The sequence below is a fragment of the Bacillus cereus group sp. MYBKT111-2 genome (assembly GCF_051915205.1).
Taxonomy (GTDB): domain Bacteria; phylum Bacillota; class Bacilli; order Bacillales; family Bacillaceae_G; genus Bacillus_A; species Bacillus_A paranthracis.
Map to the genome: position 1 here is coordinate 93,136 of NZ_JBQAEG010000004.1, position 26,354 is coordinate 119,489.

Below are 26,354 nucleotides of genomic sequence, written 5' to 3' on the forward strand. Positions count from 1 at the left end.
TTTTATCGTTCTATATATAAAATTGTCTTCGTTTTCGTCTCGTCTTGCCCGGGTTTGTTTTCTGACCAGTTGCCGCTGGTTTAACCCTGTCCTTCTAGTACCGCTTCGATAAATTCTATGGCGCTCATTTCGTGTATATTTTCAATTGCCGCTCTACAGTAAATTTCAACCGCTCTGTAACTATCTGAATCGTAAATCGTTAACTCTTTTTTACCGCGTTCGCACAAAGGTATTTCTCGGAAAGTTAGACTCTCTCCATTAAACTCGTAATATACCCAATCTGATAATAAATACGCTTCATACTTCAATTCCTTTAATCCATCTACGTCTTGATAATGCAAATTAACCGTGATTTTCCCCACCTCTGTTTCCCCCTTTTATTTATAGGCTGATGACAAAAAGTCACACACAATCTTAAAGCGCCAACCTTAAGGCTCCATGCCACCTTAACGCACCACTTCAGTCGCTGATTCACCTGCCTGCCTATCACAGGCGAATGCTACGACTCACTTTTTCGGATTTATAAAATAAACGCAATTGCCATGTCGATTAAGAATAACGTTCCACCTACGCAAAAAACTCCCCAATACCAAATACGATCAGATAACGTGTCTAAACCGAAGTAATCGTTTAATTTTGCGAACATCCTCAACGCCCCTTAGTATAATTCCCATTGGAGTGAAGAAATAGCAACCAAGAACTCTAATGCTGACATATTACGGAACGTTTCAAAATCGATTGCACTTTCATTTATCTCACCATGTAACCCCAATACCTCATTTCCAAGTACAATATCGCCGACTTGATTGTAGTGAAATTCGTTAATCTCCACGCCATTTTCATAAACACTTAGAATAAGAAACTCGCTGATTTTCCAAGCCTTTTCGAAACATGCAACGCTGCTACCGTCACCATTCTCTAGCATGATTTTTACATTTACCTCTTTGATATTTTGTAAATCCATTTTTATACTCCTGAATTACGTTTACCGTAACTGATATACACATCATAAATTACGTTTACCGTAACTGTCAACTCTAAAATTACATTTTACGTAATTCTTCTTTGACTATATAATATAGACAAGGAGTGATATATATTGGCCAAAAAAATCGAAGTTAAATTACGCGATATATTAAAATCTCGCGGTATGGATCAAAAAGATTTAATCGATGATGAGAATGGGTTATCCACACGAACAATAAGCGAACTAGCAAGTGGAAAAATGAAAAGATACCCGAAAGAAGCACTAGAAAAGATTGCTGATAAGTTAAATATTACTGATATGAATGAATTACTATCGATTATAGAAGATGAGAATGCTAAATAAGGCGTTCTTTTTTGTTGGAAAAATAGGTAAACAATCCAATATACCCCTTAATTTGATACACTTATATTTGAATAAGCAAATGAGAGTGAAATAAATGACTAAGGGATGGATAAGTAAATTAGAGTTGATTATTATTGGTGCGTCACTCATACTTTCTACTAGATGTACTCCGCAAGATAAAGAAGCGAAAGAGACAGCGACACAAGAAAAAGCACAAAAACAAGCCGAAAAAGAAGTGTAGAAACAACGTAAGCAGCAAGAGAAAGATGCTAAAGGGGAAAATAAACGAAAAGAAAAAGAAGAAAAGAAAAAGCAAGCAGAGATGGAAAAAGAAGTTACAAATACCAAAGGGACAATCCGTAAAGTACTTATGACAACTGATAAAACTATTGTCGATTTAAAAAAATCGTCCACTAACGAAGGAAAACTATCTGAAGTTGATACAAAAATGCTTTCAGGTGATTTAAAGTTAGTTCTTGAACATGTGGGCGATATCAAAGGCGTTAAAGGTGAAACAGAAGCTATCAAAAACTACGAAGCTAAATTAAACAATTTTATTCAGTCGTTTGAAAAAGGTGAAGAACGAGATATTAAAGAACTTATACATGACATTAAATCATTATAAGAAATCAACCGCCCGTAATAGGCGGTCTTTTTATTATAGTTTTGCTTTTTCTCACTCTTTCAATAACCTAACTTTTTTTTATATTGATCAATAGTAGGGAAGTTATTCTTAAAAAATTGTGTCTCCGCATATTCACCACGCGAGTTTAAATTTAATGTAATATTACGAGTTGGATGAAGCTCATTAACATTATCTACAAATTTGTAATTACTTGTTTTTATCCGATCATTCCATTCTTTATTGAATTCGTTATCTATATAAAAAATTAATGCAGATTCGATATAATCTCTTATATCATCAACAAATTCTCTTTTCGGTATAAATTCCAATGGAATATAAATATTCGAATCCTCAAACTTAATTGAAACTGATGCCATATATACTCTTTTTTCATAACCTTCGAATTTAGACGCATTCAACTTAGTAAAAGCCTTATGTCCACCTTTAAATCGATTCGCAGTTGTTTGGCCAATATAAACACATTTTTCATCATTAAAGTCATATTTAACATCCGGATTATCTATATACTCTTTTCCATATGCCGTGGTTTTATCTTCATTTTCTTTTCTTGTAACAATAATAAAATATAGAGCAAACCATGGAATATAAGCTAAATTTCTATCTTCATTATTCAAATATCGTTCCAATGTTTCTTGAGCAATAATCTTAATATTTTTATAACGATAACCATTTGACATAATTTCTATAGGAGAACAATCACCTATACTAATTTTATATTCAGCAATGTTCTTTTTTAACGAAGAAAAATTCTCCCAAGCCTTTGTATACTGTTCGTAATCGAGTTTATTCAGTCTTAGATCCGAGGCATAATCATAACGCTGTTGTTTCTCATCAATATCTTCCGCTTCCACTTCCGTTTCTTCACTTAGATATTCACCAAACATAGGGCTACATGCCCCTATTTCTTGCAACTTTTCCAACTCTTTCGCTGAAACATTGATTATGTTATCCTCTTCACTAAATCTTTTTTCTGGAATATACATTATTTTAACCATCAATTCATCCCCTATAACCTTTAAACTTCAGTTCTATATTACATTATTTCTAGGTAACTGTATAAAATTTCAAACTATAAAAAACACTTTAACTATTAAAATTATCAGTTCAACAATATCCACTCAGTTGTACCTACAATATTTCAGTATCATTGGTTATCTTCCCTGTAAACCAGCATCGATATCCATGACGATATAATAGTTTTTTACATATGTAACTAGTGTTTCTGTAATTGATATAAAGGATATGGATCTGAGTATTGTAAGGAAGAGGAACTGAACAGCATAATATAATGCTATATTGTTTTATTTTATGTGCTCTTCGTGTATAAGAGTACAAACAAAAACCAACTTGAAATACCGCAAAACGACTCGACAATTGTTCTTACAATCCCACCTTTTATCATTAGAAGATCAAATTCTGTTGTTAAATTAGAAGCGACAGCAAATGTAGTGTTTAAAAATGAAACCGGTGGATACATTGCTCCAGTGACAATGGAGTTATTACGCACTGGAAATATAATAGCTTATACTAGTGCCTTTTTTGATTTACGCATTTCAAATTTTTTCGAATTTACACTTATGAACTTAGAATAGTAATAAACACTGATCCATTTATAAATGATAGATTTGTTACCACTCGTGTATTAACTGCTACTATATTCCCGTGTGTTACTATTCTGCCTTCAATGGTATCACCTCAATAACTCAAGATAGCATGTACTAAAACGAAAGGAGGTACGTAATTAATATGACAAACTATTATTACGATCGGTCACATAAGTGCTGCCGGAAGAAACGTAAACACCACCATAAGTGCGAATGTGAATGCCATTGTGAGCCTCGCTACCAAACGTATACATCCGGTCCTTTATTCCGTAATGCCGAAACCGACTTCGTCCAACTGTCCGCTCTAAACGAAAGTGACGAACCACAGACCATAACTATAGCGGTACAAAATTACCAAGATACTTGCGATGGTGACGTATACCCTTCTTATGGGTATCTTTGCGGAAAACTCGTTAACACCGATTCGAATGACGCTACCACAACGTTACAAAACGGGGAGTGTGGCGACGGTGAAAACGATATTTATTGTCCACCTGAAGGAGTAAATCCGTTTGTTGGACCGGTTATATTTACGATTCCACCTCGACAACTGTTTAGCGTACGAGGGTTTTTTCCAGTAGATCCGACTCAACCGGTAGATCCTTTTTACGTAGTTCGGGTGACGACACCAGTAGATCCTATCCGACCAGTAGACCCTGTTTAATATGGACCTGCTACGTTTGTAATAACGAAAAAATCGACCGCCCGTAATAGGCGGTCTTTTCTACGTTTATTAACGTACTTCCACATAAGTTGGACTAGCCGTAATGTAGTACGTATTCCCTTTCGAATTGTGCACCTTATACTGCGTGTAGCCGTTTACGTCGACTCTTGAAGAAAATAAAAAAGACCATCAAGTCAATTACTTGCGGCCTTCAGTATCTATTTATTAATTTTTGATATTAAAAAATCTATGGTCTCTCCAGCGTGATCCTATTTCATTTGCATCTAACACATACACATGTATAAAACCACCAACGGTTTCGACATTACTATCAATAACTTCTGAAAACCCCTTTTTAAAATGATTAATCGTTTCTTCAAAATCCATACCATCAAGGTCTTTATTAAAGTACGGTGCCATTATAGGGTGTATTTCTGGATCCCCAATGCACCCTTTTGTAAAAGATTTATATTTATCATTTTGAGATGAATAATTATATAGCATTGGATACATACGACCCGATCTTTCCTCCCATTTACCTAATAATAAACAAAAATTCACATCACCTATTTGATCCTCAAAGTTTTTTAAAGTTTCATTCCATAAAATTGCTAATTCTTCAATTGCTTCTCTAGCTGTACAAGAACGAGAAATATGTTGATTATCATCGACAAATTTTTGTGTAATTTGAAGTAGGTCAAAATATCCTTCCTTTGCCGGTAGCTTCCTTGTACCAGAATGACCAATGACACTTCTTCTATTCAATGGAACAATTTTAATTGAATCGTCCCTATATTCCATTACTTCCCCTTTATTATTCTGTCTAGATATACGACTATCAGCCATCATTACAATTTTATCCTTCCATACATAAGCAATTACCATTGTCATTTCAAATTACCCCTTTTCTTTCAGACTAAGAGTTGTAAATGAAAATGTAAAGTTTTTTTAGAAAATAAACTCTCTATTTATAATAGTAATTATCCCCCTATTCCTCCTCTAAAGCTCGTTACCCTCTTTTCCTATACTACTCGAAAAACCTAGAGTAATATCTCATAAATTAGACCCAAAGTTTTAAATTCTGCACGGATTTTGCAGGTGCCTGGCGAACAAAAATTCCAAATACCTCCCCCGCCCCTAAAGAAAAAAGCCGGTATTATTTTACCAACTATATTTTAAACATTTTTAATTTATCTTCAATCTGTTCCTCTGTAATTCCAATGTACCTTAATGTTATCGACGGATGACTATGATTTAATATCTTTTGCAACTCCGCTACATCTTTATGTTGCTTGTAGTACCAATAACCAAACGATTTCCTTAGCGAATGATTGCCAACGCTTTCTACTCCTGCAAAGTCCGCGGCTTTATTTAGCTGACGATATGCTTGCGTTGGTGAGATCGCCTTATCTCCCTTACGTGATGGAAACAACCACTCGCTATCTAACGTGGATATGTACCCTTGTACCTCATCGTATATTGAATCTAAGTATATGGTACGTTTCTTTTGAGTCTTGCCTTCCTTAACGATAGCCTTACGCTTCCCTTTTACATCCGATAGCTTTAGCTTTAATAGATCACCGACACGTAATCCCGTATTAATACCGATCAAGAATAGTATGTAATCTCTTTCGCTGCAATGGCGTTTCAATCCCCACTTCATGTTATCGATTTGTTCTAAATCTCGAATCGGTTGTACGTCCTTCAATTGATTCATACGAAATACCCCTTCCGCAAACATATTAATATCAACATTTTGAATGTACGATTTTTTATTATAAGTCTATTTAATCATCGATATCCTACAATTTCAATAGAATAAGCGAAATGAATGTACGTTTTTATGTATAATCATACATTCAAAATGAGGGTTAAAGTTTTCGGGGCACGTCTCTTCCGAAGGGGTGAGGCTGACTAAATCGGAAGTATTAAGAAAGCTACAAAACGAGTTTCTTCTAATATAAGCACCGTAATATCAACTCTCCCAAAAGTTCCAAACGGCTATGTATCAGACGGTCGAGACTTCCGAAATGTAAAGCGTTGTAAACTATCGGATGCATTTCCTTCTATAATATGGCGTTAAATTCGAACGCTTTACATTCACGTTAAAAGCTTCGTAAGGGTCATGTATAACGAGCGTTAGACTACTACAACGTACAATAAATCACAATAGATCGTAACTATAAAATACGAGAATTTCCAAATAAAAGCCGATATTCATGGATATTCAAGCGAAAATCAATTCACAGGTGCATTGTGATTTGTTACTATCGAAAATTTCCGGAGGCGTGTCCGTTTGATCCCTACGCCTGGTAAAAGTCACAAATTACTATACCGTACTATATTCGATATATACCGTTTTTTTCCTTATATGGCGTTATAGTAAATTCGTTAGAGGGCGTCTGTACGGAGCGAGAAGCTAACAAAATGGGAAACGTTGGAAAGTTGATTTTATAGTTACTTCTATATATACGTAGGAAAATCGATACTTCCCATCGATAGGTATCGTGCGAATTACGATGCACGAAAACCGTGTGTGAGACGAGCGATGAAAATCACACGTAGTATTTAGTTTTATTAATTATACGAATACGGTAGTATTGATTGAGCTGAGAGGTTTTCTTTTTAGATTCCTTGAAAAATGGTAAAATTGAGAATAGGCTAATAGAATATGTTAAAGAGGAGATCGAGCGAAATGCAAAAGAAGTTACAGGTTTTTATATCGTCTACATTTACAGATTTGGAAGAAGAGAGACAAGCAGCGGTACAAGCTATATTAAATGCGGGGCATATTCCCGCTGGGATGGAATTGTTTAAAGCGGGCGATACTTCACAAAAAGAAACTATTATGAAATGGATAGAAGAGTCAGATGTATATATGCTTATTTTAGGAGGAAGATATGGTTCAATTGATCCTGAGACAGGAATGAGTTATACGCATTGGGAATATGAATATGCTAAAGAATTAGAAAAGCCTCGTTTTGCAATTGTAATTACTAAAGAAGCCTTAGAGCAGAAAGTAAAAGATTGTGGAATGAGTGTGTTAGAACAAGACAATAACGATAAATATAAAGAGTTTAAAGATGTTGTTTTAAAAAAAATATCCAAGTTTTACTCTGATTTAAAAGATATTAAGATTGTTGTGCTAGAGTCATTGAAAGAATACGAAAAGAATGAAAAGCTAACTGGTTGGGTTTCCGGATCTGAAATTAAAAATGTTAATGATATTATGAAAGACAATTATAATTTGTTGAAAGAGAATGCAAAGTTACAAAAGCAGGTGCAACAAATGCAAATTAAGATGGATAAAGAGACAGACATAGATGGTATATCATTTGAGGAAGTTAAATCCTGCTTGGAACGACAACTACTTCGCCCTGAGGAATATGGAGTGCCTGGAGACAACTTGAAAGGTCAAGAATTTACTGTTTACGAATTATTTATCGGAACCAATAACTCATTTGCATCAGGTTTAACTAATCAAAAAGGAAATGCAAAAGATGAATTATTTCTATACCATCACGTTGCCCCTATACTTATGCAATTTGGTCTAGTTGAAAAAGTAAAAGTAGCAGGGGCTGAATATCAGCGTGTTCAAACTAGCAAGGTAGGTTTAAAATTTCTAAAATTAGTAACCTTAGAGAACAGTAAGGTGACCATCTAATATAACCAAAAATACTAAAGAATTTTATTTTGTTAAAGCACCTATTTTAGGTGCTTTTTTGTCTAGATTACTAGCTTTTAATTTCCCTATGAGTAATGAACCTTGTAAATTCCCTTTCATTCAACCATTCCGTAATCTCATGCTCCCCAAACATCTTATCCAACTTATCCGCCACATCGTCGGAAGCACATGACTGTAGGTATTCAAAGTCGTTTGTATATCCGTATGCCCCAAACGTTCTGATATCAGCTTTACAGAAGGTAACAATAAGGAGACTCATGTCGGATTATATATCGTTAGGGGGGCGGCATATCTTGTTATGTCTATCCTACATCAAGAATTAGACTATTTTCTTACTTTCAATCACTCCGTATGCAAGTTTAGGTTTATTAATGGTATAATTTAATAACCGAATAAATTCCTCAAAAGGTATCTCAATTATTATTAAAGTAAATAATTTTATAAGAAAAAGGAGCAGTGTATATGACAGGATCATTAGTAAGGGATTTACAACAAAAAGCAATGAACCCGAATATAAAGATTACCGACTTATTAAGACATTCTTATAGTGTAGCAAGAAAACTGGGAATACAAGAATTTGAATCTTGGATTTTTTCTGAGTTAAATGGATATGAGACTAATGATACAATCCCAAAATACCGTGAAATTCAAGTAGAAATAAAGGTATTTAATCCCCATAGCGGTTGGATACCTGTCTCCTTAACAGAAATCGATGAAACTATGGCAAGAGAGATAAAGATGCACAAAATAAACCACCCCATTTCTGAACTTGTTTCCATATTAGAAAACGGTGAAAAGAGCACTTTTTTTGAAATGGCATTCTCTCCTGAGTTTGAACTTGCTTTACAACGAACGTTCCAAGTTGATTTTCACTTTTCTAGAATTTTGCAGAAATATCAAATTGCAAGAATACTAGACTCAGTAAAAGATAGTGTTTTAAAGTGGTCATTAGATTTAGAAGCAAATAATGTATTAGGTAATAATTTAACTTTCACTCCCGAAGAAAAACAAAAAGCTCATCAAGTGATAAATAATAATACTTACCATATATCAAACAGCACGATTAGTAACTCTCAACTTCAACAAGGTGTTAATAATTCTCAACAAAATCTCAATATTAATACTCAGGAAATTACTTCTTTTCTTGAGGAATTAAAAAACAACTTAGATCAACTTCGTTTAGATGAGGAGAAGGAGAAAGTACTTAAAGCCCACATACAAACCTTAGATTCACAAGTAACGTTAGATCCCCCAAATAAAACAATTCTCAAAGAAAGTCTGTCTACAATCAGAAATGTTTTAGAAGGGATTACAGGGTCATTAATAGCTTCTAGTCTTTGGGAAAATGCTTCTCATTTACTGCAAAACTTATTTTAATAAAATTAAGCAGACTGATTTTCTCTAGATTTAATAATTATTTTTAGGTAATCTATTGACTTGGTCGCTCTGTCCTTCATCATGGGCTGAGCGGTAAGGACAACGGCTAGGACAGAGAATGACTACCTTACATCGCTAAAACAGATAGTTAAAGCGACATAAAGTAGACGTTCATTGTCACTTCTCATGGTCTATCGGGTTAAGGTATCCGTGTAGTGTACACCCTGTTGGAACGTCGGTTTTCACCCACAACGAACTTTTTACAAGTAATGCTTGTCCTACTTGTGGAAAGATTTAGGGAAGGAATCGTACTACTGACGTTATCCTCAATTATTCGTAACCTAAATACGTCTTTCCATGATCGTTGCTACCCGTGCCGTGACACGCCAAGCAACCGTCCAGACCTTTTTCATGGCAGTCCTCGCCTAGACTAGACACAAACGCAACAGGGAACGCTTTATAACGTGTCTACGCTGTTTTTATTTGCATCGGCACAGCTAACCTTTTACGTGTTTAAATTAACGACCTGGTACGGCATCCACGTCGTGACTAACCCGATAGTTAGTAAAAAAGACAATACTTAATAGACCTTGCATCATCGAATTTTTTTCGATAAAATGAAGGTAATGAATATCGGATTGAGCCCGTTATTTAGTTTTAAGTCGATTATTTTTGAGTCTCCAGTTGGCGCTGGGGACTTTTTCTTTTATTTAGTTCTTCTTAATTTTGTTAACGGTGAGTATTCGTCGTGGCTTTTTCTCATTTCTTTAACATCCATTTGTATATAACGTCGCATAGTACGTATATCGGCCCATCCACCAATCTTTTGTAAAGTAAAAACATCGCATCCATTCAATATCATGTTTTTGGCCCATGTATGGCGATATACATGGGCGGACACTTTCTTCCCTTTAACTCCCGCTTTGTCTGCATAATACTTCAAGCGCTTATTAAAATGAATGCTAGTCAATGGATCGCCGTAACTTGTTAAAAATATCAAATCACTTTTAAAATTTGCTTTGTTTTCATTTACAAGTTGTAGAACTAACTTAGTAACATGTGTAGAAATCGGCACTAAGCGTGGCTTTCTATTTTTGCTTCTATCTGGTGAAATTGTTATAAATCGTGATTGAAAGTCGATGTCTGCAATACGTAAACTAACAAGCTCTCGAATCCTCAATCCCGAATCAAGTAACAGATTAATCGCTACGAAGTCCCGAAACCCTACGAAATCTCTTAAGTTAGGTTGCTGCAATATCGATTTGACTTCATCGTCCTCTAAACAATTCGTTAAATCGATATCTTGTCTCAATAATTTAACTCTTTCCATCGGGTTCACTTGAATAATTTCTTCCCGTTGCAGGTGATTAAAAATTGAGCGTAACGTCCTAAGATTAATATTTATCGTCGTATCAGCTAATCCAACTTTTCGGTTGTCTGTGTGTATTACCTTATGAGTATCGTAACGCTTTTTATCGTGTTTCATATAATTTATATATTCTCGAAAGACTTCCGCTGTTAATTCATCGATATACTCTACGTCATAATTCACATATAACCAATCAGTGAAATACCGCCACATTTTGATATAATCGTTTACAGTCCTTTCCCTACACCCTTCTGCACGCTTACCTGAGATAGCAAGATCAAGCGCTTGTTGAATTGTTAGCTTAGGGTATTTTTTTCCGTCATTAGATATCTTCGTAATCCTTTTTCTCTTTTTTAACGACAAAATAAAAGACCTCCCTAACGATTAGATTTCATCGTTAAGAAAGTCGTTATCCACAACCGTATATTGAACAATTTAGTATTGTTTTCATCCCCCTAATACACTTGTTTTATACGTTCACTCTACCGTTATCCACAACTCTTTTCCCATCTTATCGTTTTCCAAAAACGTAACAATCCAGCTGCTGGACGAATTTATAAACGGTTAGGATTTAAAGACATTGGGATGTGGACGATGTATCGATAATAATAAAAAGCCGATTTAAAATCGGCTTTTATACATATTGTGCTATTCCAGCTTCAAAAGCTTTCTTATCATTATTTTGACCTATTTCATTTATATAGACAGAGTTTATTTGCAATTCAGGATACAACCTTTGTAAATACGCAACATACTCATTTTCTTTTCTCATTCTTTCTCTTCTCCCGTTCAAACTATTATTCTCACTTCAAAGTCATAATGATCTGTCTTTCAACAAAACCAAACTGTTCGTACATCTCTTTTGCAAAATTTCCAGCAAATACATTCAAACGAATTTCTGAATAATTCTTTTGTAATTCCTTAATACCAGCCTCCATTAACTTTCTTGACAATCCTTTCCCGCGGTACTCTGGAAAAACATACAATTCGTATATAAACCCTATTTTTTCATGAGAAAAATAGTCCGTATTTTCCCCTATTAATATCCAACCCATTACAACGTTTTCTTCTTTAACGACTAAATAATACGCCCCCTTTTCTACAATCGGCCTTGTAATTTCAATTGCTTTCTCTGTATTTAAACGACAATTTCCCCTCGTACCTTCAAAAAGCGATTGAGCTGCATATTGTATTATTTCGTCCGTTTCTTCCTGATTTGCCTTTTCTATCATTTTTTACAACTCTCCTCTTTAATAGGCATTAATATCGCTCGTTCAAGATCCTCCGCTTCCATAACAATTGCCATTAATCCATGCTCTGTACTTGTCTCATGAAGCTCCCCCTTTTCCCAAAACACAGCTTGTCCCGCTTCCACCTTCACTTTTTCTTTATTTGCCCCGCATACATATCCTTCTCCGTCCACAATAAGAAGCAGTTGCGATACAACTGCTTCATGATATCCAATTATTCCATTCTCTTTTAAATGCATAGCACCGATATGTATATTCCCTTGATGTTTTACTATTTTCGACATTATGAAATTAGATTGAAATGCTGTAATTTGCTTTCCTACTTTTTCACTAAAATCAAAGATTTTCACTTCTAGTCCTCCTTATATGTATAAAACCATCCTTACTGTCTGCATCATATGTCCTTCAAAATCTTCTTCAAATTCTTCTAATTGTGCAAAACCTTTCGCTTCATAAAACCGTTTTCCTTTTTCATTCGCTGCTTCTACATGAATGTATAGTTTCCGAATTCCTTTTAATACTGTTAACCCTTTTTGTAATAAAGCACTTCCTATCCCTTTCCCTTGTTGATCTGGTAACAAATAAATTGCTCCTAATTCTGCTTCATTTTGCAGTCTAACAGGTGAAAAATTTGCAAAGCCAATGACTTCTCCCTCTTCTTCTGCAACGAATAAATGTGTATTCTCAAGACGATATTTCATTTTTTCATCAGAATAAGCCTCGTCTAAAAAACTGTCTTGAATCTCTCTCGGAATAATGCCTTCGTATGTATCATGCCAAGCTATTTTCGCTACTGATTGTACAGCATGAATATCTTCCTGCTTCATTTCTCTAATTACATATGTCATCTCGATGTCTCCATTCTCTTTAAATTATATTCTGCTAATATACGAGAAGAAATGGCAGAACCATTTTCATAATTCACCTTTATTAATTTTAATTTCTCAATTGAAGCTGTTGCATGATCAAATTTTTCATAAATATATTCCATTACACGTAAAAACTGATTTGTATGTAATCTATTTGCAATCGTACAATGCGGAACCCACTTTCCCGGTACGTAATATGAATTCGGGTTGTCATGAAAATTGTTAAAATAATCATGATAAGAATGATGAAATTTTAACAATGCATCAGTAACAGTCGGTGCTAGAAAGACCGTTCCGTTAGTAGGAAAAGTTCCAACAGAAGGAAAAGTTACTGGATCCATATTTTCTTGAATAGCTACAAACTCCCCTAATTTCTCCTTATACAAATGAACATTTAACTCATTATAATCAGCTAACGTAATATGAGGTTCTGCTCCGGCTAATTGATTTGTGCCAATGATATTTGTTAATTCATTTTGCAATTCTGTAATTTTATTAGTAAACACACGATCAAATGTAGCAATAATAGCGTACATACTCCTTCACCCCTTTGTTACACATAGCGCTTCCCATTCTTCACGAATCATTCCCATTCGAATAGAATCATAGTACGTTCCTTTATAATACCGGCATTTGCGCATTCTACCTTCTAAAGTCATTCCTATTTTCTCCGCTACTTTCATCATTCGTTCATTACCAGACCAAGTCGTGAGCCCTACTCTACCAATCTCCATCTTTTCAAATAACAAATCTCGATATAACGTTAACGCTTCTGTACCGTAGCCGCCATTCCAGTAAGCCGGATTATAAATGACAATTCCCATCTCCAACCAACGCGTCGGTTTATACTCCCAATAAAATCCGACCGTCCCTATAACTTGACCGTTATGTTCTATAATTAAATTGGATAGCGGTTCTTCTTTTAAACGAGTTTGCATCTTTTCCTTATAGGCTGAGTATTCTTGCATCGAAAACGGAAAATACGGTGCATCCCATTTTTTCCATTCTGGATTTTCTTCTTTAAACACGAGATTCCATAATGTTTTTATATCTGATTCTTCAATTGTACGAATTGTTACTCTATCCCCTTTTATGATTACGCTTTTCATAATTTCCTCCTACACTCCTCTTTATTTCATATATAATTATAATGTTTTTTCTGAAAAATCAAAACAGATATCGTTTATTATATTGTATAATTTTGTTATAAGATACCAATTATTCATGTAGAAAGCTGGTGATTCAATGAATAATCGATTTAGTATTGCTTTATTTCTTACTATTATTATGACAAATATTATTCTCTATTTCTTCTTACCATTCAGTATTGTTACGAAATGGGACTTCAATGGAACACCTACATCAACAATGGATAAAGGCACTTTTGTTATCTTAAATATAATTATATGTTCTTTCGTATTCTTTTTATTTTTAGCTTTATCTAAAGCAGCGAGTAATCAGAAATTTCTCCTTTGGATCGGCAATACTATTTTACTATTCTTATTTTTTGTCGATATTGTCATTGTCCTTATCGCTCTTGGCTTTTCACTTCCTCTTGATCATTTTATATTTTTAGGATTAGGGCTTTTATTTATATTAATAGGTTATTTCAGTTCCAAAATTGATACGAGTAAATCAACAGTTTCATTGGAATGGAATGATAAGCACCTTGAAAAAAGAGCTTCAAATATTTGTAGTAGTTCAATGATAATAGCAGGTATTTTCCTAGCGGGGCTTCCATTTATCGTTTCTGCTCCGTATAGAGGTTATGCTATACTAACAATTATTTTAGGAATGACGCTTGTCATTTTACCGAGTACGATTTATTTACTTATGAAAGACAGCAAGCAATCTATTTCTTAAAAAAAATAGGAGGTTACATCCCTCCTATTTCAGCTAAATATTTTCTTTTTCGTCTTTTCTATCTCAACTAAAATCCCTTTCTCTATCCAACCTTCTACTCCATCTTTTTTAATTAAATCATAGCCTGAGCAGCTACCATCAATAAGAGAAACAATGTCACCTTTTCTTACACTTATTTGCGCACAAGATATATCCGTTTTCACTGTGTATTCACCTGAATCAAGTTGCTTAATGTATTCATCTTTCACAGAAAGTAATGTATTCGTTTCCTTTTGCCTGCATATTGTGTAATCTTGCTTCTTCTCCATAGGCTCTATGTAATAATGTGGATAGGTAACCCCGCCCCGCATTGTTGCATCGGCATGAAAATCTGCTATTACTTCATACTCCGGAAAATAATCTACATATGTATAAGAAAACGTATCACTTGCACTTGTCCTCTGAATGATAAATGCATTTAATTGCCCTGCCTCTTTAATCGCATTTCCGCCGTCAATTGCTATAATCTTTTTCTCCTTATTAATAACTGGATTGTTAGACGGTGCCTTCTCTGAGTAGTTTACAACAGGCCAATGACCGACAACTACATACTTATTTGCTTTATGTGATTGATTGAAAAACCCCGGCATTGCTATCGCATTTTTTCGTTCTGTTTCTTTCCAATCCTCTCTATCTTCAAGGCCAGCATGTACAAAAATATAATCTTCCGTTTCAATAGCTGTTGGTAATTCTGTTAGCCACTTTATTTCTTTTGAGAAATGACCCATCAATATGTTTTTCACTTCACAAATATCACTTTCTTCATTAACGGTAACATTCAATTGTCCTAGCCATTCATTGAAAATTGTATTCTTTCTCGTACATAAATAATTTATTAGCGCAGGATTTTCGTTTACAAGTGCTTCAACTACAACCTCACAATTCCCTTCTATTACATACACATTTGGCTTACTAACAACTAGATCCATCACATAGTTTACGACACCAATACTATTTCTTCCTTTCTCACAAAGATCACCATTAATAATTAAATAATCCTCATCTTTAAAATTAACTTTATGTAGTAGTTCCTTAAAAAGATCTAATTCTCCATGAATATCAGAAATAATAATGACTCTTACATCATTTGGTATAGATAATTTCTTTATTTTTTTCAAGTATAAACGCTCCTAACATTCTCTAAATTCAATATTCCCTTTTTAATTTCTAATATTCGACAAATTATATGACTAGACCTGTCCCTAGCTCCAATCTGAAAAAGAAAATAGGTTCCATATATTTTTACATACGGAACCTACTTAGTATTATAACTCTTTATAAAAAGAATAGCTTACCTTATCAAAACCCTCTCTTTCATAAAAACGATGTGCATCAATTCTTGGAAACGCAGATGTAAGAACGATAGAACTACACCCTTTTTCTTTCCCCCATTTTTCTACATATGACAGCAAAACATTACCATACCCTTTTGATCTGTGAGCTTCCGCGGTTACAAGGTCATATACAAAAACGTGTTTCTCATTATAAAAATTCGTACAAATCGCTACACCAGCTAGACTAACAACTTCATTCTCTTCGTTACTTAGCGAAAATAGTTTATAGTTTTCTTCTTTCATTTTTTGAAATAAAGAACTTGCTTCTTCTCTTGAAAGTTTTGTTCGCAGCTGCTGTAATACGGGAAATACTTCATGTAAATCTGCCTCTGTTACTACTTCTTTAATATTCATTATGATTCTCTCCTTACTATTTATAAAATTTTCTAAATGTTATATCATCATTATAGAAAGTAACTGCCCTTAGTTTAAGTGACAGTTTTATTCTTTTTTATAAGGCCAGTATAAAAAGGAGCGTCTACAAATGGATCTGACTATCCCATTAGTGTTACAAAATAAAACACCTATTTACTTACAAATTTACGAATATATGAAACGAGAAATCTCTCATGGATCACTACGTGCCGGTACACGTCTTCCTTCTCACAGAAATTTAGCTATGCAACTTAATGTAAGCCGTATTACAGTTGAATCCGCTTATCAACAATTACTAGCTGAAGGTTACGTAGAAAGCAAACCGAAACGCGGGATTTTTGTTGCGGAAGTAGATATTGATGTCATTCAAAAGAAACAACAAATTGCGTCAAGCAGTACTAACAATAAAGAAAAAGAACAATATGATTATGATTGTAGTCAAGGACTTATTGATCAAAAAGCTTTTCCCATAACAAACTGGAAAAGAGCGTTACACGAAACTTTATTTCAGTATGAAAATGAATTATTTGCTAAAGAAGATCCACAAGGTGAGCTCGTTCTACGAGAACATATTTCAAAGTATTTATATCATGCTCGCGGGGTACATTCTTCACCTGATCAAATTATTATTGGAGCAGGTACGCAGCCTCTTCTTTGGCTACTCCTTCAACTACTTGGTTCAAAAAAAGAATACGGAATCGAAAATCCTGGATTTCACCGTATACCTGCTATGATTCAAAGTTGTGGCCTTCCTGTTCACCCGATCCCTTTAGACGATAAAGGGATTCATATTTCCGCTTTACGTGAATCCGGTTCCAATGTGGCATATGTCACTCCATCTCACCAATTTCCACTCGGAATCATTATGCCATTATCTAGAAGACTCGAGTTATTAAAATGGGCGAATGATTGTAATGGTTATATTATTGAAGATGATTACGATGGGGAATTCCGCTATATTGGAAAACCTATTCCTTCTTTACAAGGGCTAGATTCAAATGAACGTGTTATTTATATGGGAACTTTTTCGAAATCTTTTTTACCTTCTTTACGAATGGGATATATCGTTTTACCACCACATCTTTTAAGGGCTTACCAAGAACTTGGTGGTATGTTTAAACAAACAGTTTCTACGCTGCAACAACTTACCTTTGCCACCTTTATTCAAAGTGGTGATTGGGAACGTCATATTAACCGAAGTCGTACGTTATATAAAAGAAAACATATTTCTTTAATTAAATGTATTACAAACGAGATGGGAAATAACGTTCATATACTCGGTGAACAATCCGGACTCCATATTGTACTTCACGTTCATAACGGGATGAATGAACAAGAACTTATTCATGCAGCTGCAAAAGAACGTATTAAGTTATACCCTCTCTCGACATATGATTCTGTTTATTATGTGAGGGAGGAGTCATATGTATTGCTCGGTTTTGGCAGTATTCGAGAGGAATGTATTGAAACTGTTGTCAAATTACTAAAAAAAGCGTGGTTCCCTAAATAAAAATAGCTCCACGCAAGTTATACTTACGTGGAGCTATTTTTATGCACTATTTTTCTGATCTCATTGCCCTTCCCGGACGTTTGACACCAGTTGTTTCTGTTGAATAGGAAGCTTCAATAATAGCAGTTGGATCTACAGAGAGAACGAGATCTTTCATTTTCGGATAAATGAAACGGTTTGTAATACAATAAATGATTCTCTTATGTTCTCCTAAAAAACCACCTTCTCCATGTAGATACGTAACGGATAATTGCAATTCTTTCATAAGTAGATCGCCTATTTCTTTATTTTTACCAGAAATAATCATAACGCTCTTTCCTTGATTAATGCCATCTAATATGAAATCAATCATCTTCGTAACAATATAGAAAATTGCTAATGAGAACATCGCTTGTTCAATTGAAAACAAAATGGCAACAAAGATGAAAATAACCGCATTTACAGCAAGTAAAAATGTACTAATCGGCACTTTAAAATGTTTATTCATCCAAACAGCTAACATTTCTGATCCATCAATTGCTCCGCCCATTTTTACTACAATCCCTACACCAACACCAAATAGAACTCCTCCATAAAGAACAATTAATAATTCAGAAGTTGTAATTGCTGGAAATGGTTTTAAATAAATCAATCCGAGTGTTGTCACAACATTAGCATAGGATGTACGAATAAAGAACTTCTTTCCCATTACTTTTGCAGTAAATAATAAAATTGGGATATTAATTCCTAAGAACACTCCATAAAGCGGTAATCCAGCAACTTTATTCGCCATAATAGCAATAGCCGTTACCCCGCCATCTACTAATCCGTTAGGTGCTAAAATAAGCTCTAATGAACCTGCTACAATAATTGAGCCAATTGTTAATAATACGTATTCAAATACTTTCTTCATTCATTACCCCCAAAACTTATATATTTTCTTAGTATTATTTTAACGTAATTTCTCTACTAATACAAAGATATCAGTTTATATACACAAAAGTTTCACCTTTATAGTGATTTTTATGTAATTTTTTATTGAAACACACTTACCCATTGTAGTAAGTGTGCCTCAAACATTTATTTAAGTTTCAAGTACGAATTCATTTTCATTTTAAATATTTCATCAACTGCCCTTTTATATCCACCAGCCTTTCGAAGTGACTCTCCAACTTTACGACTATTTTCCTTAAACGTTACATCATTCATCACTTTCTTTACAGACTCTCGTAACAATTCAGAAGTGAGTTCTTTACGATTTAGCCTTATTCCAGCCCCTACTTCATTTACTCGTTTCGCAACTAAAGGCTGATCTCCTGTTACCGGAATTACAACTAACGGGACACCGTAATACAGTGCTTCACTCGAACTATTCATACCACCGTGTGTCACGAATACATCAGCATGCTGTAATACTTCTAATTGTGGCACATAATTATACAACTTAAAGTTATCCGGAATGTTTTCAAATTGACTTATATTTATCTTCTTACCAACAACTAATACGACTGTCGCTTCTACATCTTTAAAAGCTTCAAAACATTTTTCATATAGCTCAGGTTGTTCATTGAAAACTGTTCCCATAGAAATGAAAATCACTTTTTCATCTTTTAAATGTTCAATAGGAAAGCTACCTACTTCTTTTCGAGTAGCAATTGATGGACCGACAAACTTATATGATTCATCAAATACATCTGAACGCGGCTGATATTCTTTTGAAGTATACACAATCGTAATATCACCAGGATGGTTCATAATATCATACATACTAGTACACTTCATTCCATACTGCTTATTCCATTTTTCCATTCCCGCTAAACAAGATTGATACAATGGATCCATTTCATCTACTTCTCTTGATTCATGTTCATCGTTAAAAGTAATGTACTGATTAAAAGCAAACGTTGTACAAGAAGAAACACTAGGTAATTTTAAAACATTGGCTATAATACGTCCTACTGGAAAATGATTATCATATATCAAATAATCGTACTTTTCCCCTTTTGTTTCTTCTACAATTTGAGTAACAATACGTTCTGATGCTTCCATCATATGAGACAGCATCGTCAAAGGACTCCCACCTTCATTTACTCGCTCCATAATATTAATTTGAGAGAGAAAATTCTCAAACTCTCGGAATTCTGCACCTGTTGCTTCAATCTTCTTTCTAAAATCTTCAATACAATACGAAACAACTGTCTCCCCTCGCCGAATTAACTCACTTACAATAGCTAAAGTCGGATTTATATGACCTTCTCCAGGGAAATTTATTACGAGTACGTTTGCCATCATATTCTCTCCTATCTAATATTATTAATAATTAATTATATTAATTAATTTAAAACTATTATAAAGGAATCTATTCTATTTCTTCACATTTTTCTCTTCATTTTATTATTGAGAAATATTTTTCATAACCTACGTTATTCCCCTATTGAAAGTGCGCTTAACTCTTCATTTACTGAAAAATATGAGATTTATATTTGGGTATTTTTACAGATTTATCATCAAAACATTATTTTGATAATTCATACAAAAGTAGAAAAAAATAATTTTCAAACTGATTTCTTACCGTAAATTTATTTAAGTTCTATGTTATCCCTATCATTATCCACTTCGTACACATTCTGTTATATAATGAATTTATCGAATTTACAGAAAAAGGAGCAATTTCATGCTACAACAACTATTCGCTTCACCTATTTTATCTATTCAAACTTTACACCCAGGTTATGAAGAACATGCAAGCGATGTGTTTCTTGTTAAAACAGCATTTGAAGAAGTTATAGTTCGTTCCTCAAAAATGACTGAAGAACCAAATAATGATTTTTGGTGGGGATGTAAAAACCTATTCGGAATTGATCCAAGGAACGTCCATCATTTAGAACTTATACACGAATTATTGAAAAAGCATACTAACTTGCCCATCCCCACTATTTTGCAAAAACATGTTTTAAATGGCCGAAAGTATGTTAGTGTCGAAAAACTAACAGGAAGTACGCTGCAATCCTTTGTCGGACAATCTGATTCAATTTTATTCAGCCTTGGAAAAGGACTAGCAGAAATTCATTCGTTTCAAGCAAAGTTTATAGGAAATCCATCAGGTACTTTCCAAGTTCCACTAGAAGAATGTAAGTCTCACATATTAAAAGTCAGTAAAGAACTTGTAAATAGATTTTATTCCAATAATGCGAGCATCCGTAACGCATTTCCTACTTTTGAACAACAACTTTCTTCCTTACCGGTACCAAAGGAATCTACGCTCGTTTTAATTGATATGGACCCTACTCAGTTTTTATCAGATGGTACAACTATTACAGGTTTAGTAGATACAGAAGCTTACGCAGTTGCTCCCCGAGAATTTGATTTTATCGGCTTAGAATATGTATTTACAGAAAAGGAAGCTCATGCTTTTAAACAAGGTTATGAAACCATCATGCCTATTCCTAATCTTGTAGCATGTAGACGTCCCTATCGATATTTGTACCGTTTATTATCTGTTCAGGGCAGTGTGGAGTTAGGAAAGTGGCTAAGTCATCCATCCTATTTTTAAATACGAAGGTGAGGGGTTATGAAATGGAAATTCAGAAAAAGTGTTCTTTAACAGAATGTGAAATACAACAAATGAAAGATTTAGCTCATATTTGCGGGCAACACGATCAAATTGATTACTCGTCAGATTTACATGTAAACTTTTTAACTGCTCGTAATAAAGAAGAGATACATGACTTTTTACTCTATGACGATACTCAATTAGTCGGTGCATTAAGTATGTATGACTTTGAAAGACCTACCAAACTTGAGTTATTAGGCTTTGTTCATCCGAACTATAGGAAACAACATATAGGTACTACTCTTTTACAAACCGCAATGAAAGAAATACGATTAAGAGAGGCAGACGAAGCTCTTCTTATTATGAATGGGGAGTCTGCTTCTGGGAAAGAATTTGCAATACATATGAAGCTGCCTTATTTATATAGTGAATATAGTATGGAGTTCAAAGCAAATGAAGCGCAAAAAAGAACGAAGAATGCTATACAACTTACTCTTGCATCTTCAAAATCACTTCTTGATCTGATTGAAATTTCTAGTAAAGCGTTTGGAGATTCAGTAGAAAATACCGCTACATGGTTACAAAAGATGATGGATTCATCTTCCCATCAAGTTTACAGTGCTCTTATCGATGAAAAAGTGATAGGAACAATTACAGTTTCTAAACAAGAGCAATCTACTACACTATCAGGATTCGCCGTTCCCCCTTCTTATCAAGGGAAAGGATACGGTAAAGATATTCTTACGTCCATGATACATACCCTTATTACAAAAGGAGTTTCAACAATTAAATTAGACGTCGAAACGAAAAATAACAATGCTTTAAAACTATATACACAATGTGGTTTTGAAATGAAAGCGAAGCATGACTATTATAATGTAAAGAATTTCGGGGTAAATACATATGTCTAAAAAACTAATATATTCTGATTATGATATTTTCGCATCCATTTATAATAAACATTGGGGGCATTATGCTGAACACTCCTATCTACTTTTGGAAAAACTCGTTTTACAATACGCACCACCACATTCTCATATTTTAGATCTTTGCTGCGGGACTGGTCACCTTACTAAGAAATTAATTGAGAATCATTTTGTAGTAACTGGTATAGATGGTTCTGCTCAAATGATTGAATACGCACGTCAAAACGCTCCAGACGCGGCCTTTATCGTTGATGATGCTCGCTATTTCAATATAAATGAGCAATTTCAATATGTTATCTCTACTGGCGATAGCTTAAACCATATTTTAAAATTAGATGAATTAAAAAGTGTTTTTCGTAATGTTTATTCTATATTACATAGTGAAGGTACATTCGTATTTGATATGAATATGGAAAAAGGTTTTCTAGAAAACTGGAGCGCGTCCTTTCACATTTCAGAAACGGAATATGTTTGTACAATCGATTCTACATATGATAATGACAATAAAAAAGCAGTCATGAACTTTATACTATTTCAACATGACATAGATAATAATTGGACAAGAAGTGACTTTTCTTTTGAAGAAGCTTGTTATTCCAATGAAGAAATAATTTCTTTGCTAGAATCCATAGGTTTTAAGGACATTCAATCACACGGTACAAATAGAACATTTTTCATTTGTCAAAAATAAAAAAACTGAATCATAACGATTCAGTTTTTTCTTAGTATATTTACAATAGCAGTCGTTTCATTATTTTCTTTATATACACGTGGAATTCTTCTGTCTAACATACATGTAACTTCATAGTTAATTGTACCTAACATATCCGCTATTTCTTCTACTGCAATGTTTTCTTCGCCTTGTTTACCGTAGAATACTACTTCGTCTCCCACTTGTACTGGCATTGCTTTTGAAACGTCTAACATGAGCTGATCCATACAAACACGACCAATAACAGGTACTCGAACTCCATTTATTAATGCATGCCCTTTATTAGATAACTGACGGTTATAGCCATCAGCATAACCAATCGGTATAGTGGCAATCCATTCTTCACCAGTCGTTACATACGTATTCCCATAACTTACACCGCGATTTTTCTTTGCATGCTTAATATGAGCTACTTTTGATTTTAACGACAACGCAGGCTGCAGAGAAACAACTGAATGATCTACCTCTTTTGAAGGATACATTCCATAAATTCCAATACCTACACGAACCATATTTTGAAATGTATTGCTAAGTTCCATTGAACCCGCACTATTTGAACTATGAATATATGGAATATGAATTCCTAATTCTTTTGCTGTATTGACAGCTTTCTCAAATAAACTTGTTTGCATATTCGTATATGATTTATCGATTTCATCTGCCGTAGAGTAATGTGTAAACATTCCTACTACCTCTACATACTCCATACGTTTTAATTCCTCTAAAAATGGTTTAACCTCTTCTTCTTGTAAACCAATGCGACTCATTCCTGTATCAATTTTCACCTGAATTTGCGCCTTCTTTTGTAGACGGTTTGCGATTTCATTTATACCTTGTAAATCTTCACTTCTATAAACAGTCATCATAACGTCATATTGAATTGCTTCTTCCGCAGATGCTACTGACGTATAGCCTAAAATTAAAATCGGCACGTTAATTCCTGCTTCTCTTAACTCTATCGCTTCATCTACAAACGCAACTGCAAGCTGATTTATTCCTGCTTCAATAGCAGCTTTTGCAACTTCAACTGCCCCATGACCATACCCATTCGCTTTTACAGCAGCCATCATTGCAATATTTTCATCATTCACTCGTTTTTTAAATTCTTTTACATTATGTTTTACTGCATTTAAGTCAACTTCAACAATTGTATCTCTTCCATATTTCAAACTCATTGGTCTAACTCCTAACTCAATAATTGCATTCCATTCTATTTCACGTTTCATATGACCTTTTACAATATAATACTTTTCAATATGCTAGTCAAACTACTAGAATTTTCGGAATTTTGAGTATGATATAATACCCTCAAGAAACTATTATATACGTAGAAGAGGAGAATTACAATGTTTGTACAATCTGCATTACACCAACTACAAGTTGCTGTTGATACTTCTATTCAAATGCTTAACCGATATAAAGAAGACGAATTAAAAATACAACCAATTCACTCGAAGCGATCATTATTTGAAATGTGTGCACATCTTTCTCTTATTTGCCATGCTGATTTACTCATTTTAAATGGTAGTACGGAAAAAGAGTTACGTACCTTTTATTTAGAACATACACCAGAAACAATTGCGTACATGCAACAAATAATGCTTGAAGGATACAACCTTCTCTCTAAAACATTTCTTTCCTATTCCCATGAAGAATTAGCGGCAGTTATGACTGCCTATTGGGGTATTTCTTATTCACGCTTTGAATGGTTGCTGGAAATTGTTACACACTTTTATCATCATCGTGGACAAGTTCATATTTTACTATGTGAGCATATAAAAGATCCTAACATACCTTTATTTCAATAAAGGTATGTTAGACGATATGAAACTTCTCTAAGGCAAATAAAATACCACCTTCACTCGCCTTCTTTGTAACAAAATCTGCTCTTGTTTTTAACTCTTCTCCGCCATTCCCCATCGCAATACCTAATTCTACATACTCTAACATCTCAATATCATTTCTACCGTCGCCGAAAGCAATGGCTTCTGATTTGCAAATGTTTAGGTGTTCTAATACCTTTTGAATTGCAGTTAATTTCGATACTTTACTATCTTCTAATACATTTATAACGTAATTATGAAAACGCTCGAATGTAAGCATAGGATATCTTTCAAGAAATTTTTGAGCTTCTATTTCATCTGCATACAGACATAAACAATAAATTTCTTCTAACAAATCCCTGCTTTTTTCAGGATACTTCTCTAAATTCAACGTCTCGCTAAGCGCTTGCATTACACGCTCATTATCCGAAGCTATTCCGTTCATTACAAAATCCTCGGTAAAATAAGAAATACCGTGACCATGTAATTCTGCAAACTCTGAGATATCATGAACGATTTCACTTGAAAGTACTGATTTATGTAGAACCGTTTCCTCACACTTAATATGTGCACCATTTGCAGAAATAATTGTATGTATGCCCAGCTCTTTAAATTGCGAACATAAGCTATATGGTCTCCCTGTAGTAACAACTACGTGAATCCCTTTTTCTATTAATCTTTGTATTGCTTCTTTTGTGCTCTCATGCATACTTCTATCAATTTCGCTTAAAAGCGTACCGTCAACATCAAAAAATACTACTTTGTACATAGATCTTTACATCCCGTCCAAATGATTCGTATCATTAATGAAATGTACTGTTTTTTGTTCGCCATCAATTTCAATTAAGCTTATTCCCGTATCTCCCATTTTAAAATAATATTCCATTGAAATGGGCATTTTGAAAAACGCACGTAATAGACTATTTATTACACCACCATGTGCAACAATTGCAATTCGGTCATACGTATTCTCTGTCACGATTTTAGAAAAGATGCCTTCTATTCTCATTCGAAACTCAATAAATGACTCCCCATTTTCAAATCGATCATGAAGAAACTTTGGCTCGGGATATTTCTTTGCTTCTTCAAATGAAAGACCTGCTTGCACTCCATTATTGAACTCCATTAATTCCTCTTCTAATTGAATTGGACACCCAATTCCTTCCGCTAATGTTTCACCCGTTTCACGAGCACGTTTTAATGTACTTGCCCAAATGAAATCTGGCGGAAAATCTGCTTTCACTTTCTGTACAAGCCTTTGCACTTGCCTTCTTCCTTTTTCTGTCAATTCAAAGTCAGCTCGTCCTTCATGTACGTTTAAGATATCAGCTTCTGATTCTCCGTGGCGTATTAATAGTATTTGCATGTTTCTTCACTCCCCTTTTTAATATCCGAAAAATTCCATTATATCATACTCTGAATTTTCTATAATAAAAAAGAGAAATG

32 protein-coding genes and 3 pseudogenes are annotated in these 26,354 nt (G+C 34.2%); 13 read left to right on the plus strand and 22 right to left on the minus strand.

What is annotated here, in order from left to right:
- Positions 1–80: 80 nt before the first annotated feature.
- The 3 genes from ACTFNE_RS12740 to ACTFNE_RS12750 all read right to left on the minus strand — a co-directional run bounded on the left by ACTFNE_RS12740 (position 81) and on the right by ACTFNE_RS12750 (position 964).
- Complete coding sequence (locus tag ACTFNE_RS12740) at positions 81–341, minus strand: hypothetical protein (RefSeq protein ID WP_439998070.1); 261 nt, start codon at positions 339–341, stop codon at positions 81–83.
- Positions 342–520: 179 nt separating this feature from the next.
- The gene (locus ACTFNE_RS12745) at positions 521–646 is read right to left on the minus strand and encodes a hypothetical protein (RefSeq protein ID WP_255323154.1); all 126 of its coding nucleotides are present in this window, start codon (positions 644–646) and stop codon (positions 521–523) included.
- 12 nt (positions 647–658) lie between these two features.
- The gene (locus ACTFNE_RS12750) at positions 659–964 is read right to left on the minus strand and encodes a hypothetical protein (protein ID WP_270705243.1); all 306 of its coding nucleotides are present in this window, start codon (positions 962–964) and stop codon (positions 659–661) included.
- A 135-nt stretch (positions 965–1,099) separates the two neighbouring features.
- Between ACTFNE_RS12750 and ACTFNE_RS12755 the strand changes: the two genes are divergently transcribed.
- The 3 genes from ACTFNE_RS12755 to ACTFNE_RS12765 all read left to right on the plus strand — a co-directional run bounded on the left by ACTFNE_RS12755 (position 1,100) and on the right by ACTFNE_RS12765 (position 1,955).
- The gene (locus ACTFNE_RS12755; RefSeq protein WP_176580981.1) at positions 1,100–1,330 is read left to right on the plus strand and encodes a helix-turn-helix domain-containing protein; all 231 of its coding nucleotides are present in this window, start codon (positions 1,100–1,102) and stop codon (positions 1,328–1,330) included.
- Between the two features lie 94 nt (positions 1,331–1,424).
- Entirely contained in the window at positions 1,425–1,571 is a 147-nt protein-coding gene (locus ACTFNE_RS12760; RefSeq protein WP_270705244.1) for a hypothetical protein, read from the plus strand.
- 81 nt (positions 1,572–1,652) lie between these two features.
- Complete coding sequence (locus tag ACTFNE_RS12765) at positions 1,653–1,955, plus strand: hypothetical protein (protein WP_270705245.1); 303 nt, start codon at positions 1,653–1,655, stop codon at positions 1,953–1,955.
- A gap of 59 nt (positions 1,956–2,014) precedes the next feature.
- Here ACTFNE_RS12765 and ACTFNE_RS12770 read toward each other — a convergent pair whose 3' ends face one another.
- A complete protein-coding gene (locus tag ACTFNE_RS12770; protein ID WP_270705246.1) occupies positions 2,015–2,971 on the minus strand; it encodes a hypothetical protein in 957 nt (318 codons plus the stop codon).
- Between the two features lie 324 nt (positions 2,972–3,295).
- Between ACTFNE_RS12770 and ACTFNE_RS12775 the strand changes: the two genes are divergently transcribed.
- Complete coding sequence (locus ACTFNE_RS12775) at positions 3,296–3,568, plus strand: hypothetical protein (RefSeq protein WP_270705247.1); 273 nt, start codon at positions 3,296–3,298, stop codon at positions 3,566–3,568.
- Between the two features lie 745 nt (positions 3,569–4,313).
- Here the strand turns inward: ACTFNE_RS12775 and ACTFNE_RS12780 are convergent.
- The 3 genes and pseudogenes from ACTFNE_RS12780 to ACTFNE_RS12790 form a co-directional block, all read right to left on the minus strand.
- A pseudogene (locus ACTFNE_RS12780) lies at positions 4,314–4,412 on the minus strand (N-acetylmuramoyl-L-alanine amidase); the annotation flags it as partial.
- A 57-nt stretch (positions 4,413–4,469) separates the two neighbouring features.
- Complete coding sequence (locus tag ACTFNE_RS12785) at positions 4,470–5,135, minus strand: hypothetical protein (RefSeq protein WP_270705248.1); 666 nt, start codon at positions 5,133–5,135, stop codon at positions 4,470–4,472.
- A 277-nt stretch (positions 5,136–5,412) separates the two neighbouring features.
- On the minus strand, positions 5,413–5,961 hold the full coding sequence (locus tag ACTFNE_RS12790) for a tyrosine-type recombinase/integrase (protein ID WP_176580976.1): 549 nt from the start codon (positions 5,959–5,961) through the stop codon (positions 5,413–5,415).
- 978 nt (positions 5,962–6,939) lie between these two features.
- Here ACTFNE_RS12790 and ACTFNE_RS12795 point away from each other — a divergent pair.
- Complete coding sequence (locus ACTFNE_RS12795) at positions 6,940–7,908, plus strand: DUF4062 domain-containing protein (protein ID WP_270705250.1); 969 nt, start codon at positions 6,940–6,942, stop codon at positions 7,906–7,908.
- Between the two features lie 145 nt (positions 7,909–8,053).
- On the opposite strand, the pseudogene ACTFNE_RS12800 reads toward ACTFNE_RS12795, so the two are convergent.
- A pseudogene (locus tag ACTFNE_RS12800) lies at positions 8,054–8,166 on the minus strand (tyrosine-type recombinase/integrase); the annotation flags it as partial.
- Positions 8,167–8,391: 225 nt separating this feature from the next.
- Here ACTFNE_RS12800 and ACTFNE_RS12805 point away from each other — a divergent pair.
- Positions 8,392–9,306, plus strand: coding sequence for an AbiTii domain-containing protein (locus ACTFNE_RS12805; RefSeq protein WP_270705251.1), 915 nt, complete (start codon positions 8,392–8,394; stop codon positions 9,304–9,306).
- 706 nt (positions 9,307–10,012) lie between these two features.
- Here the strand turns inward: ACTFNE_RS12805 and ACTFNE_RS12810 are convergent.
- Positions 10,013–11,038 (minus strand): tyrosine-type recombinase/integrase, encoded by a 1,026-nt coding sequence (locus ACTFNE_RS12810; RefSeq protein ID WP_176580973.1) that lies wholly within the window; start codon positions 11,036–11,038, stop codon positions 10,013–10,015.
- A gap of 168 nt (positions 11,039–11,206) precedes the next feature.
- On the opposite strand from ACTFNE_RS12810, the pseudogene ACTFNE_RS12815 reads away from it, so the two are divergent.
- A pseudogene (locus ACTFNE_RS12815) lies at positions 11,207–11,281 on the plus strand (GNAT family N-acetyltransferase); the annotation flags it as partial.
- Between the two features lie 28 nt (positions 11,282–11,309).
- Here the strand turns inward: ACTFNE_RS12815 and ACTFNE_RS12820 are convergent.
- Genes ACTFNE_RS12820 through ACTFNE_RS12845 form a run of 6 tightly spaced genes read right to left on the minus strand, consistent with a single transcriptional unit; the run spans position 11,310 to position 13,903 of the window.
- Positions 11,310–11,447: a hypothetical protein gene (locus tag ACTFNE_RS12820; RefSeq protein ID WP_001224478.1), complete on the minus strand. Its 138-nt coding sequence runs from the start codon at positions 11,445–11,447 to the stop codon at positions 11,310–11,312.
- A gap of 31 nt (positions 11,448–11,478) precedes the next feature.
- On the minus strand, positions 11,479–11,907 hold the full coding sequence (locus tag ACTFNE_RS12825) for a GNAT family N-acetyltransferase (RefSeq protein ID WP_046197577.1): 429 nt from the start codon (positions 11,905–11,907) through the stop codon (positions 11,479–11,481).
- On the minus strand, positions 11,904–12,275 hold the full coding sequence (locus tag ACTFNE_RS12830) for a cupin (protein ID WP_270705252.1): 372 nt from the start codon (positions 12,273–12,275) through the stop codon (positions 11,904–11,906). The genes ACTFNE_RS12825 and ACTFNE_RS12830 overlap by 4 nt, the downstream gene beginning before the upstream one ends.
- Before the next feature lie 12 nt (positions 12,276–12,287).
- Positions 12,288–12,773, minus strand: a complete 486-nt coding sequence (locus ACTFNE_RS12835) for a GNAT family N-acetyltransferase (RefSeq protein WP_000222822.1) — start codon at positions 12,771–12,773, stop codon at positions 12,288–12,290.
- Positions 12,770–13,330: a 2'-5' RNA ligase family protein gene (locus ACTFNE_RS12840; RefSeq protein ID WP_270705253.1), complete on the minus strand. Its 561-nt coding sequence runs from the start codon at positions 13,328–13,330 to the stop codon at positions 12,770–12,772. Before ACTFNE_RS12840 ends, ACTFNE_RS12835 begins: the two co-directional genes overlap by 4 nt.
- A gap of 6 nt (positions 13,331–13,336) precedes the next feature.
- On the minus strand, positions 13,337–13,903 hold the full coding sequence (locus tag ACTFNE_RS12845) for a GNAT family N-acetyltransferase (RefSeq protein WP_270705254.1): 567 nt from the start codon (positions 13,901–13,903) through the stop codon (positions 13,337–13,339).
- A 136-nt stretch (positions 13,904–14,039) separates the two neighbouring features.
- Between ACTFNE_RS12845 and ACTFNE_RS12850 the strand changes: the two genes are divergently transcribed.
- Positions 14,040–14,657 (plus strand): DUF1648 domain-containing protein, encoded by a 618-nt coding sequence (locus ACTFNE_RS12850; protein WP_270705255.1) that lies wholly within the window; start codon positions 14,040–14,042, stop codon positions 14,655–14,657.
- 29 nt (positions 14,658–14,686) lie between these two features.
- On the opposite strand, the gene ACTFNE_RS12855 is transcribed toward ACTFNE_RS12850, so the two are convergent.
- The gene (locus tag ACTFNE_RS12855; protein ID WP_270705257.1) at positions 14,687–15,814 is read right to left on the minus strand and encodes a metallophosphoesterase; all 1,128 of its coding nucleotides are present in this window, start codon (positions 15,812–15,814) and stop codon (positions 14,687–14,689) included.
- Positions 15,815–15,961: 147 nt separating this feature from the next.
- Positions 15,962–16,384, minus strand: a complete 423-nt coding sequence (locus ACTFNE_RS12860; protein ID WP_270705258.1) for a GNAT family N-acetyltransferase — start codon at positions 16,382–16,384, stop codon at positions 15,962–15,964.
- 130 nt (positions 16,385–16,514) lie between these two features.
- On the opposite strand from ACTFNE_RS12860, the gene pdxR reads away from it, so the two are divergent.
- Positions 16,515–17,915 carry a MocR-like pyridoxine biosynthesis transcription factor PdxR gene (gene pdxR / locus ACTFNE_RS12865; RefSeq protein ID WP_270705259.1) on the plus strand — a complete coding sequence of 467 codons (1,401 nt, stop codon included), beginning with the start codon at positions 16,515–16,517 and terminating at the stop codon, positions 17,913–17,915.
- 46 nt (positions 17,916–17,961) lie between these two features.
- Here pdxR and ACTFNE_RS12870 read toward each other — a convergent pair whose 3' ends face one another.
- Together ACTFNE_RS12870 and ACTFNE_RS12875 are read right to left on the minus strand one after the other, a co-directional pair.
- Entirely contained in the window at positions 17,962–18,807 is an 846-nt protein-coding gene (locus ACTFNE_RS12870; RefSeq protein ID WP_000755132.1) for a YitT family protein, read from the minus strand.
- Between the two features lie 167 nt (positions 18,808–18,974).
- Positions 18,975–20,183 (minus strand): macrolide family glycosyltransferase, encoded by a 1,209-nt coding sequence (locus ACTFNE_RS12875; RefSeq protein WP_270705292.1) that lies wholly within the window; start codon positions 20,181–20,183, stop codon positions 18,975–18,977.
- Positions 20,184–20,568: 385 nt separating this feature from the next.
- On the opposite strand from ACTFNE_RS12875, the gene ACTFNE_RS12880 reads away from it, so the two are divergent.
- The 3 genes from ACTFNE_RS12880 to ACTFNE_RS12890 are packed head-to-tail and all read left to right on the plus strand — an operon-like array spanning position 20,569 to position 23,064.
- Complete coding sequence (locus ACTFNE_RS12880; RefSeq protein WP_270705260.1) at positions 20,569–21,447, plus strand: nitrate reductase; 879 nt, start codon at positions 20,569–20,571, stop codon at positions 21,445–21,447.
- A gap of 23 nt (positions 21,448–21,470) precedes the next feature.
- Complete coding sequence (locus ACTFNE_RS12885; RefSeq protein ID WP_270705261.1) at positions 21,471–22,358, plus strand: GNAT family N-acetyltransferase; 888 nt, start codon at positions 21,471–21,473, stop codon at positions 22,356–22,358.
- Entirely contained in the window at positions 22,351–23,064 is a 714-nt protein-coding gene (locus ACTFNE_RS12890) for a class I SAM-dependent DNA methyltransferase (protein WP_270705262.1), read from the plus strand. Before ACTFNE_RS12885 ends, ACTFNE_RS12890 begins: the two co-directional genes overlap by 8 nt.
- 20 nt (positions 23,065–23,084) lie before the next feature.
- Here ACTFNE_RS12890 and alr read toward each other — a convergent pair whose 3' ends face one another.
- Positions 23,085–24,260 carry an alanine racemase gene (gene alr, locus ACTFNE_RS12895; RefSeq protein WP_000054188.1) on the minus strand — a complete coding sequence of 392 codons (1,176 nt, stop codon included), beginning with the start codon at positions 24,258–24,260 and terminating at the stop codon, positions 23,085–23,087.
- Between the two features lie 171 nt (positions 24,261–24,431).
- Here alr and ACTFNE_RS12900 point away from each other — a divergent pair, with 171 nt between their 5' ends.
- Positions 24,432–24,893, plus strand: a complete 462-nt coding sequence (locus ACTFNE_RS12900) for a DinB family protein (RefSeq protein ID WP_270705263.1) — start codon at positions 24,432–24,434, stop codon at positions 24,891–24,893.
- A gap of 7 nt (positions 24,894–24,900) precedes the next feature.
- Here ACTFNE_RS12900 and ACTFNE_RS12905 read toward each other — a convergent pair whose 3' ends face one another.
- The gene (locus ACTFNE_RS12905) at positions 24,901–25,677 is read right to left on the minus strand and encodes a Cof-type HAD-IIB family hydrolase (RefSeq protein ID WP_270705264.1); all 777 of its coding nucleotides are present in this window, start codon (positions 25,675–25,677) and stop codon (positions 24,901–24,903) included.
- Positions 25,678–25,683: 6 nt separating this feature from the next.
- Positions 25,684–26,274, minus strand: coding sequence for a histidine phosphatase family protein (locus ACTFNE_RS12910; protein WP_046197590.1), 591 nt, complete (start codon positions 26,272–26,274; stop codon positions 25,684–25,686).
- Positions 26,275–26,354 lie beyond the last annotated feature (80 nt).

Bases quoted from the DNA above. Each gene is read 5' to 3' on its own strand.
- ACTFNE_RS12785 (WP_270705248.1), bottom strand. From the start codon at position 5,135: ATGACAATGGTAATTGCTTATGTATGGAAGGATAAAATTGTAATGATG.
- ACTFNE_RS12795 (WP_270705250.1), top strand. From the start codon at position 6,940: ATGCAAAAGAAGTTACAGGTTTTTATATCGTCTACATTTACAGATTTG.
- alr (WP_000054188.1), bottom strand. From the start codon at position 24,260: ATGAGTTTGAAATATGGAAGAGATACAATTGTTGAAGTTGACTTAAAT.
- ACTFNE_RS12745 (WP_255323154.1), bottom strand. From the start codon at position 646: ATGTTCGCAAAATTAAACGATTACTTCGGTTTAGACACGTTATCTGAT.
- ACTFNE_RS12805 (WP_270705251.1), top strand. From the start codon at position 8,392: ATGACAGGATCATTAGTAAGGGATTTACAACAAAAAGCAATGAACCCG.
- ACTFNE_RS12910 (WP_046197590.1), bottom strand. From the start codon at position 26,274: ATGCAAATACTATTAATACGCCACGGAGAATCAGAAGCTGATATCTTA.
- ACTFNE_RS12900 (WP_270705263.1), top strand. From the start codon at position 24,432: ATGTTTGTACAATCTGCATTACACCAACTACAAGTTGCTGTTGATACT.
- ACTFNE_RS12880 (WP_270705260.1), top strand. From the start codon at position 20,569: ATGCTACAACAACTATTCGCTTCACCTATTTTATCTATTCAAACTTTA.
- ACTFNE_RS12825 (WP_046197577.1), bottom strand. From the start codon at position 11,907: ATGATAGAAAAGGCAAATCAGGAAGAAACGGACGAAATAATACAATAT.
- ACTFNE_RS12835 (WP_000222822.1), bottom strand. From the start codon at position 12,773: ATGACATATGTAATTAGAGAAATGAAGCAGGAAGATATTCATGCTGTA.
- ACTFNE_RS12905 (WP_270705264.1), bottom strand. From the start codon at position 25,677: ATGTACAAAGTAGTATTTTTTGATGTTGACGGTACGCTTTTAAGCGAA.
- ACTFNE_RS12790 (WP_176580976.1), bottom strand. From the start codon at position 5,961: ATGAATCAATTGAAGGACGTACAACCGATTCGAGATTTAGAACAAATC.
- ACTFNE_RS12885 (WP_270705261.1), top strand. From the start codon at position 21,471: ATGGAAATTCAGAAAAAGTGTTCTTTAACAGAATGTGAAATACAACAA.
- ACTFNE_RS12845 (WP_270705254.1), bottom strand. From the start codon at position 13,903: ATGAAAAGCGTAATCATAAAAGGGGATAGAGTAACAATTCGTACAATT.
- ACTFNE_RS12870 (WP_000755132.1), bottom strand. From the start codon at position 18,807: ATGAAGAAAGTATTTGAATACGTATTATTAACAATTGGCTCAATTATT.
- ACTFNE_RS12760 (WP_270705244.1), top strand. From the start codon at position 1,425: ATGACTAAGGGATGGATAAGTAAATTAGAGTTGATTATTATTGGTGCG.
- ACTFNE_RS12765 (WP_270705245.1), top strand. From the start codon at position 1,653: ATGGAAAAAGAAGTTACAAATACCAAAGGGACAATCCGTAAAGTACTT.
- ACTFNE_RS12770 (WP_270705246.1), bottom strand. From the start codon at position 2,971: ATGGTTAAAATAATGTATATTCCAGAAAAAAGATTTAGTGAAGAGGAT.
- ACTFNE_RS12875 (WP_270705292.1), bottom strand. From the start codon at position 20,183: ATGGCAAACGTACTCGTAATAAATTTCCCTGGAGAAGGTCATATAAAT.
- pdxR (WP_270705259.1), top strand. From the start codon at position 16,515: ATGGATCTGACTATCCCATTAGTGTTACAAAATAAAACACCTATTTAC.
- ACTFNE_RS12840 (WP_270705253.1), bottom strand. From the start codon at position 13,330: ATGTACGCTATTATTGCTACATTTGATCGTGTGTTTACTAATAAAATT.
- ACTFNE_RS12860 (WP_270705258.1), bottom strand. From the start codon at position 16,384: ATGAATATTAAAGAAGTAGTAACAGAGGCAGATTTACATGAAGTATTT.
- ACTFNE_RS12890 (WP_270705262.1), top strand. From the start codon at position 22,351: ATGTCTAAAAAACTAATATATTCTGATTATGATATTTTCGCATCCATT.
- ACTFNE_RS12750 (WP_270705243.1), bottom strand. From the start codon at position 964: ATGGATTTACAAAATATCAAAGAGGTAAATGTAAAAATCATGCTAGAG.
- ACTFNE_RS12850 (WP_270705255.1), top strand. From the start codon at position 14,040: ATGAATAATCGATTTAGTATTGCTTTATTTCTTACTATTATTATGACA.
- ACTFNE_RS12820 (WP_001224478.1), bottom strand. From the start codon at position 11,447: ATGAGAAAAGAAAATGAGTATGTTGCGTATTTACAAAGGTTGTATCCT.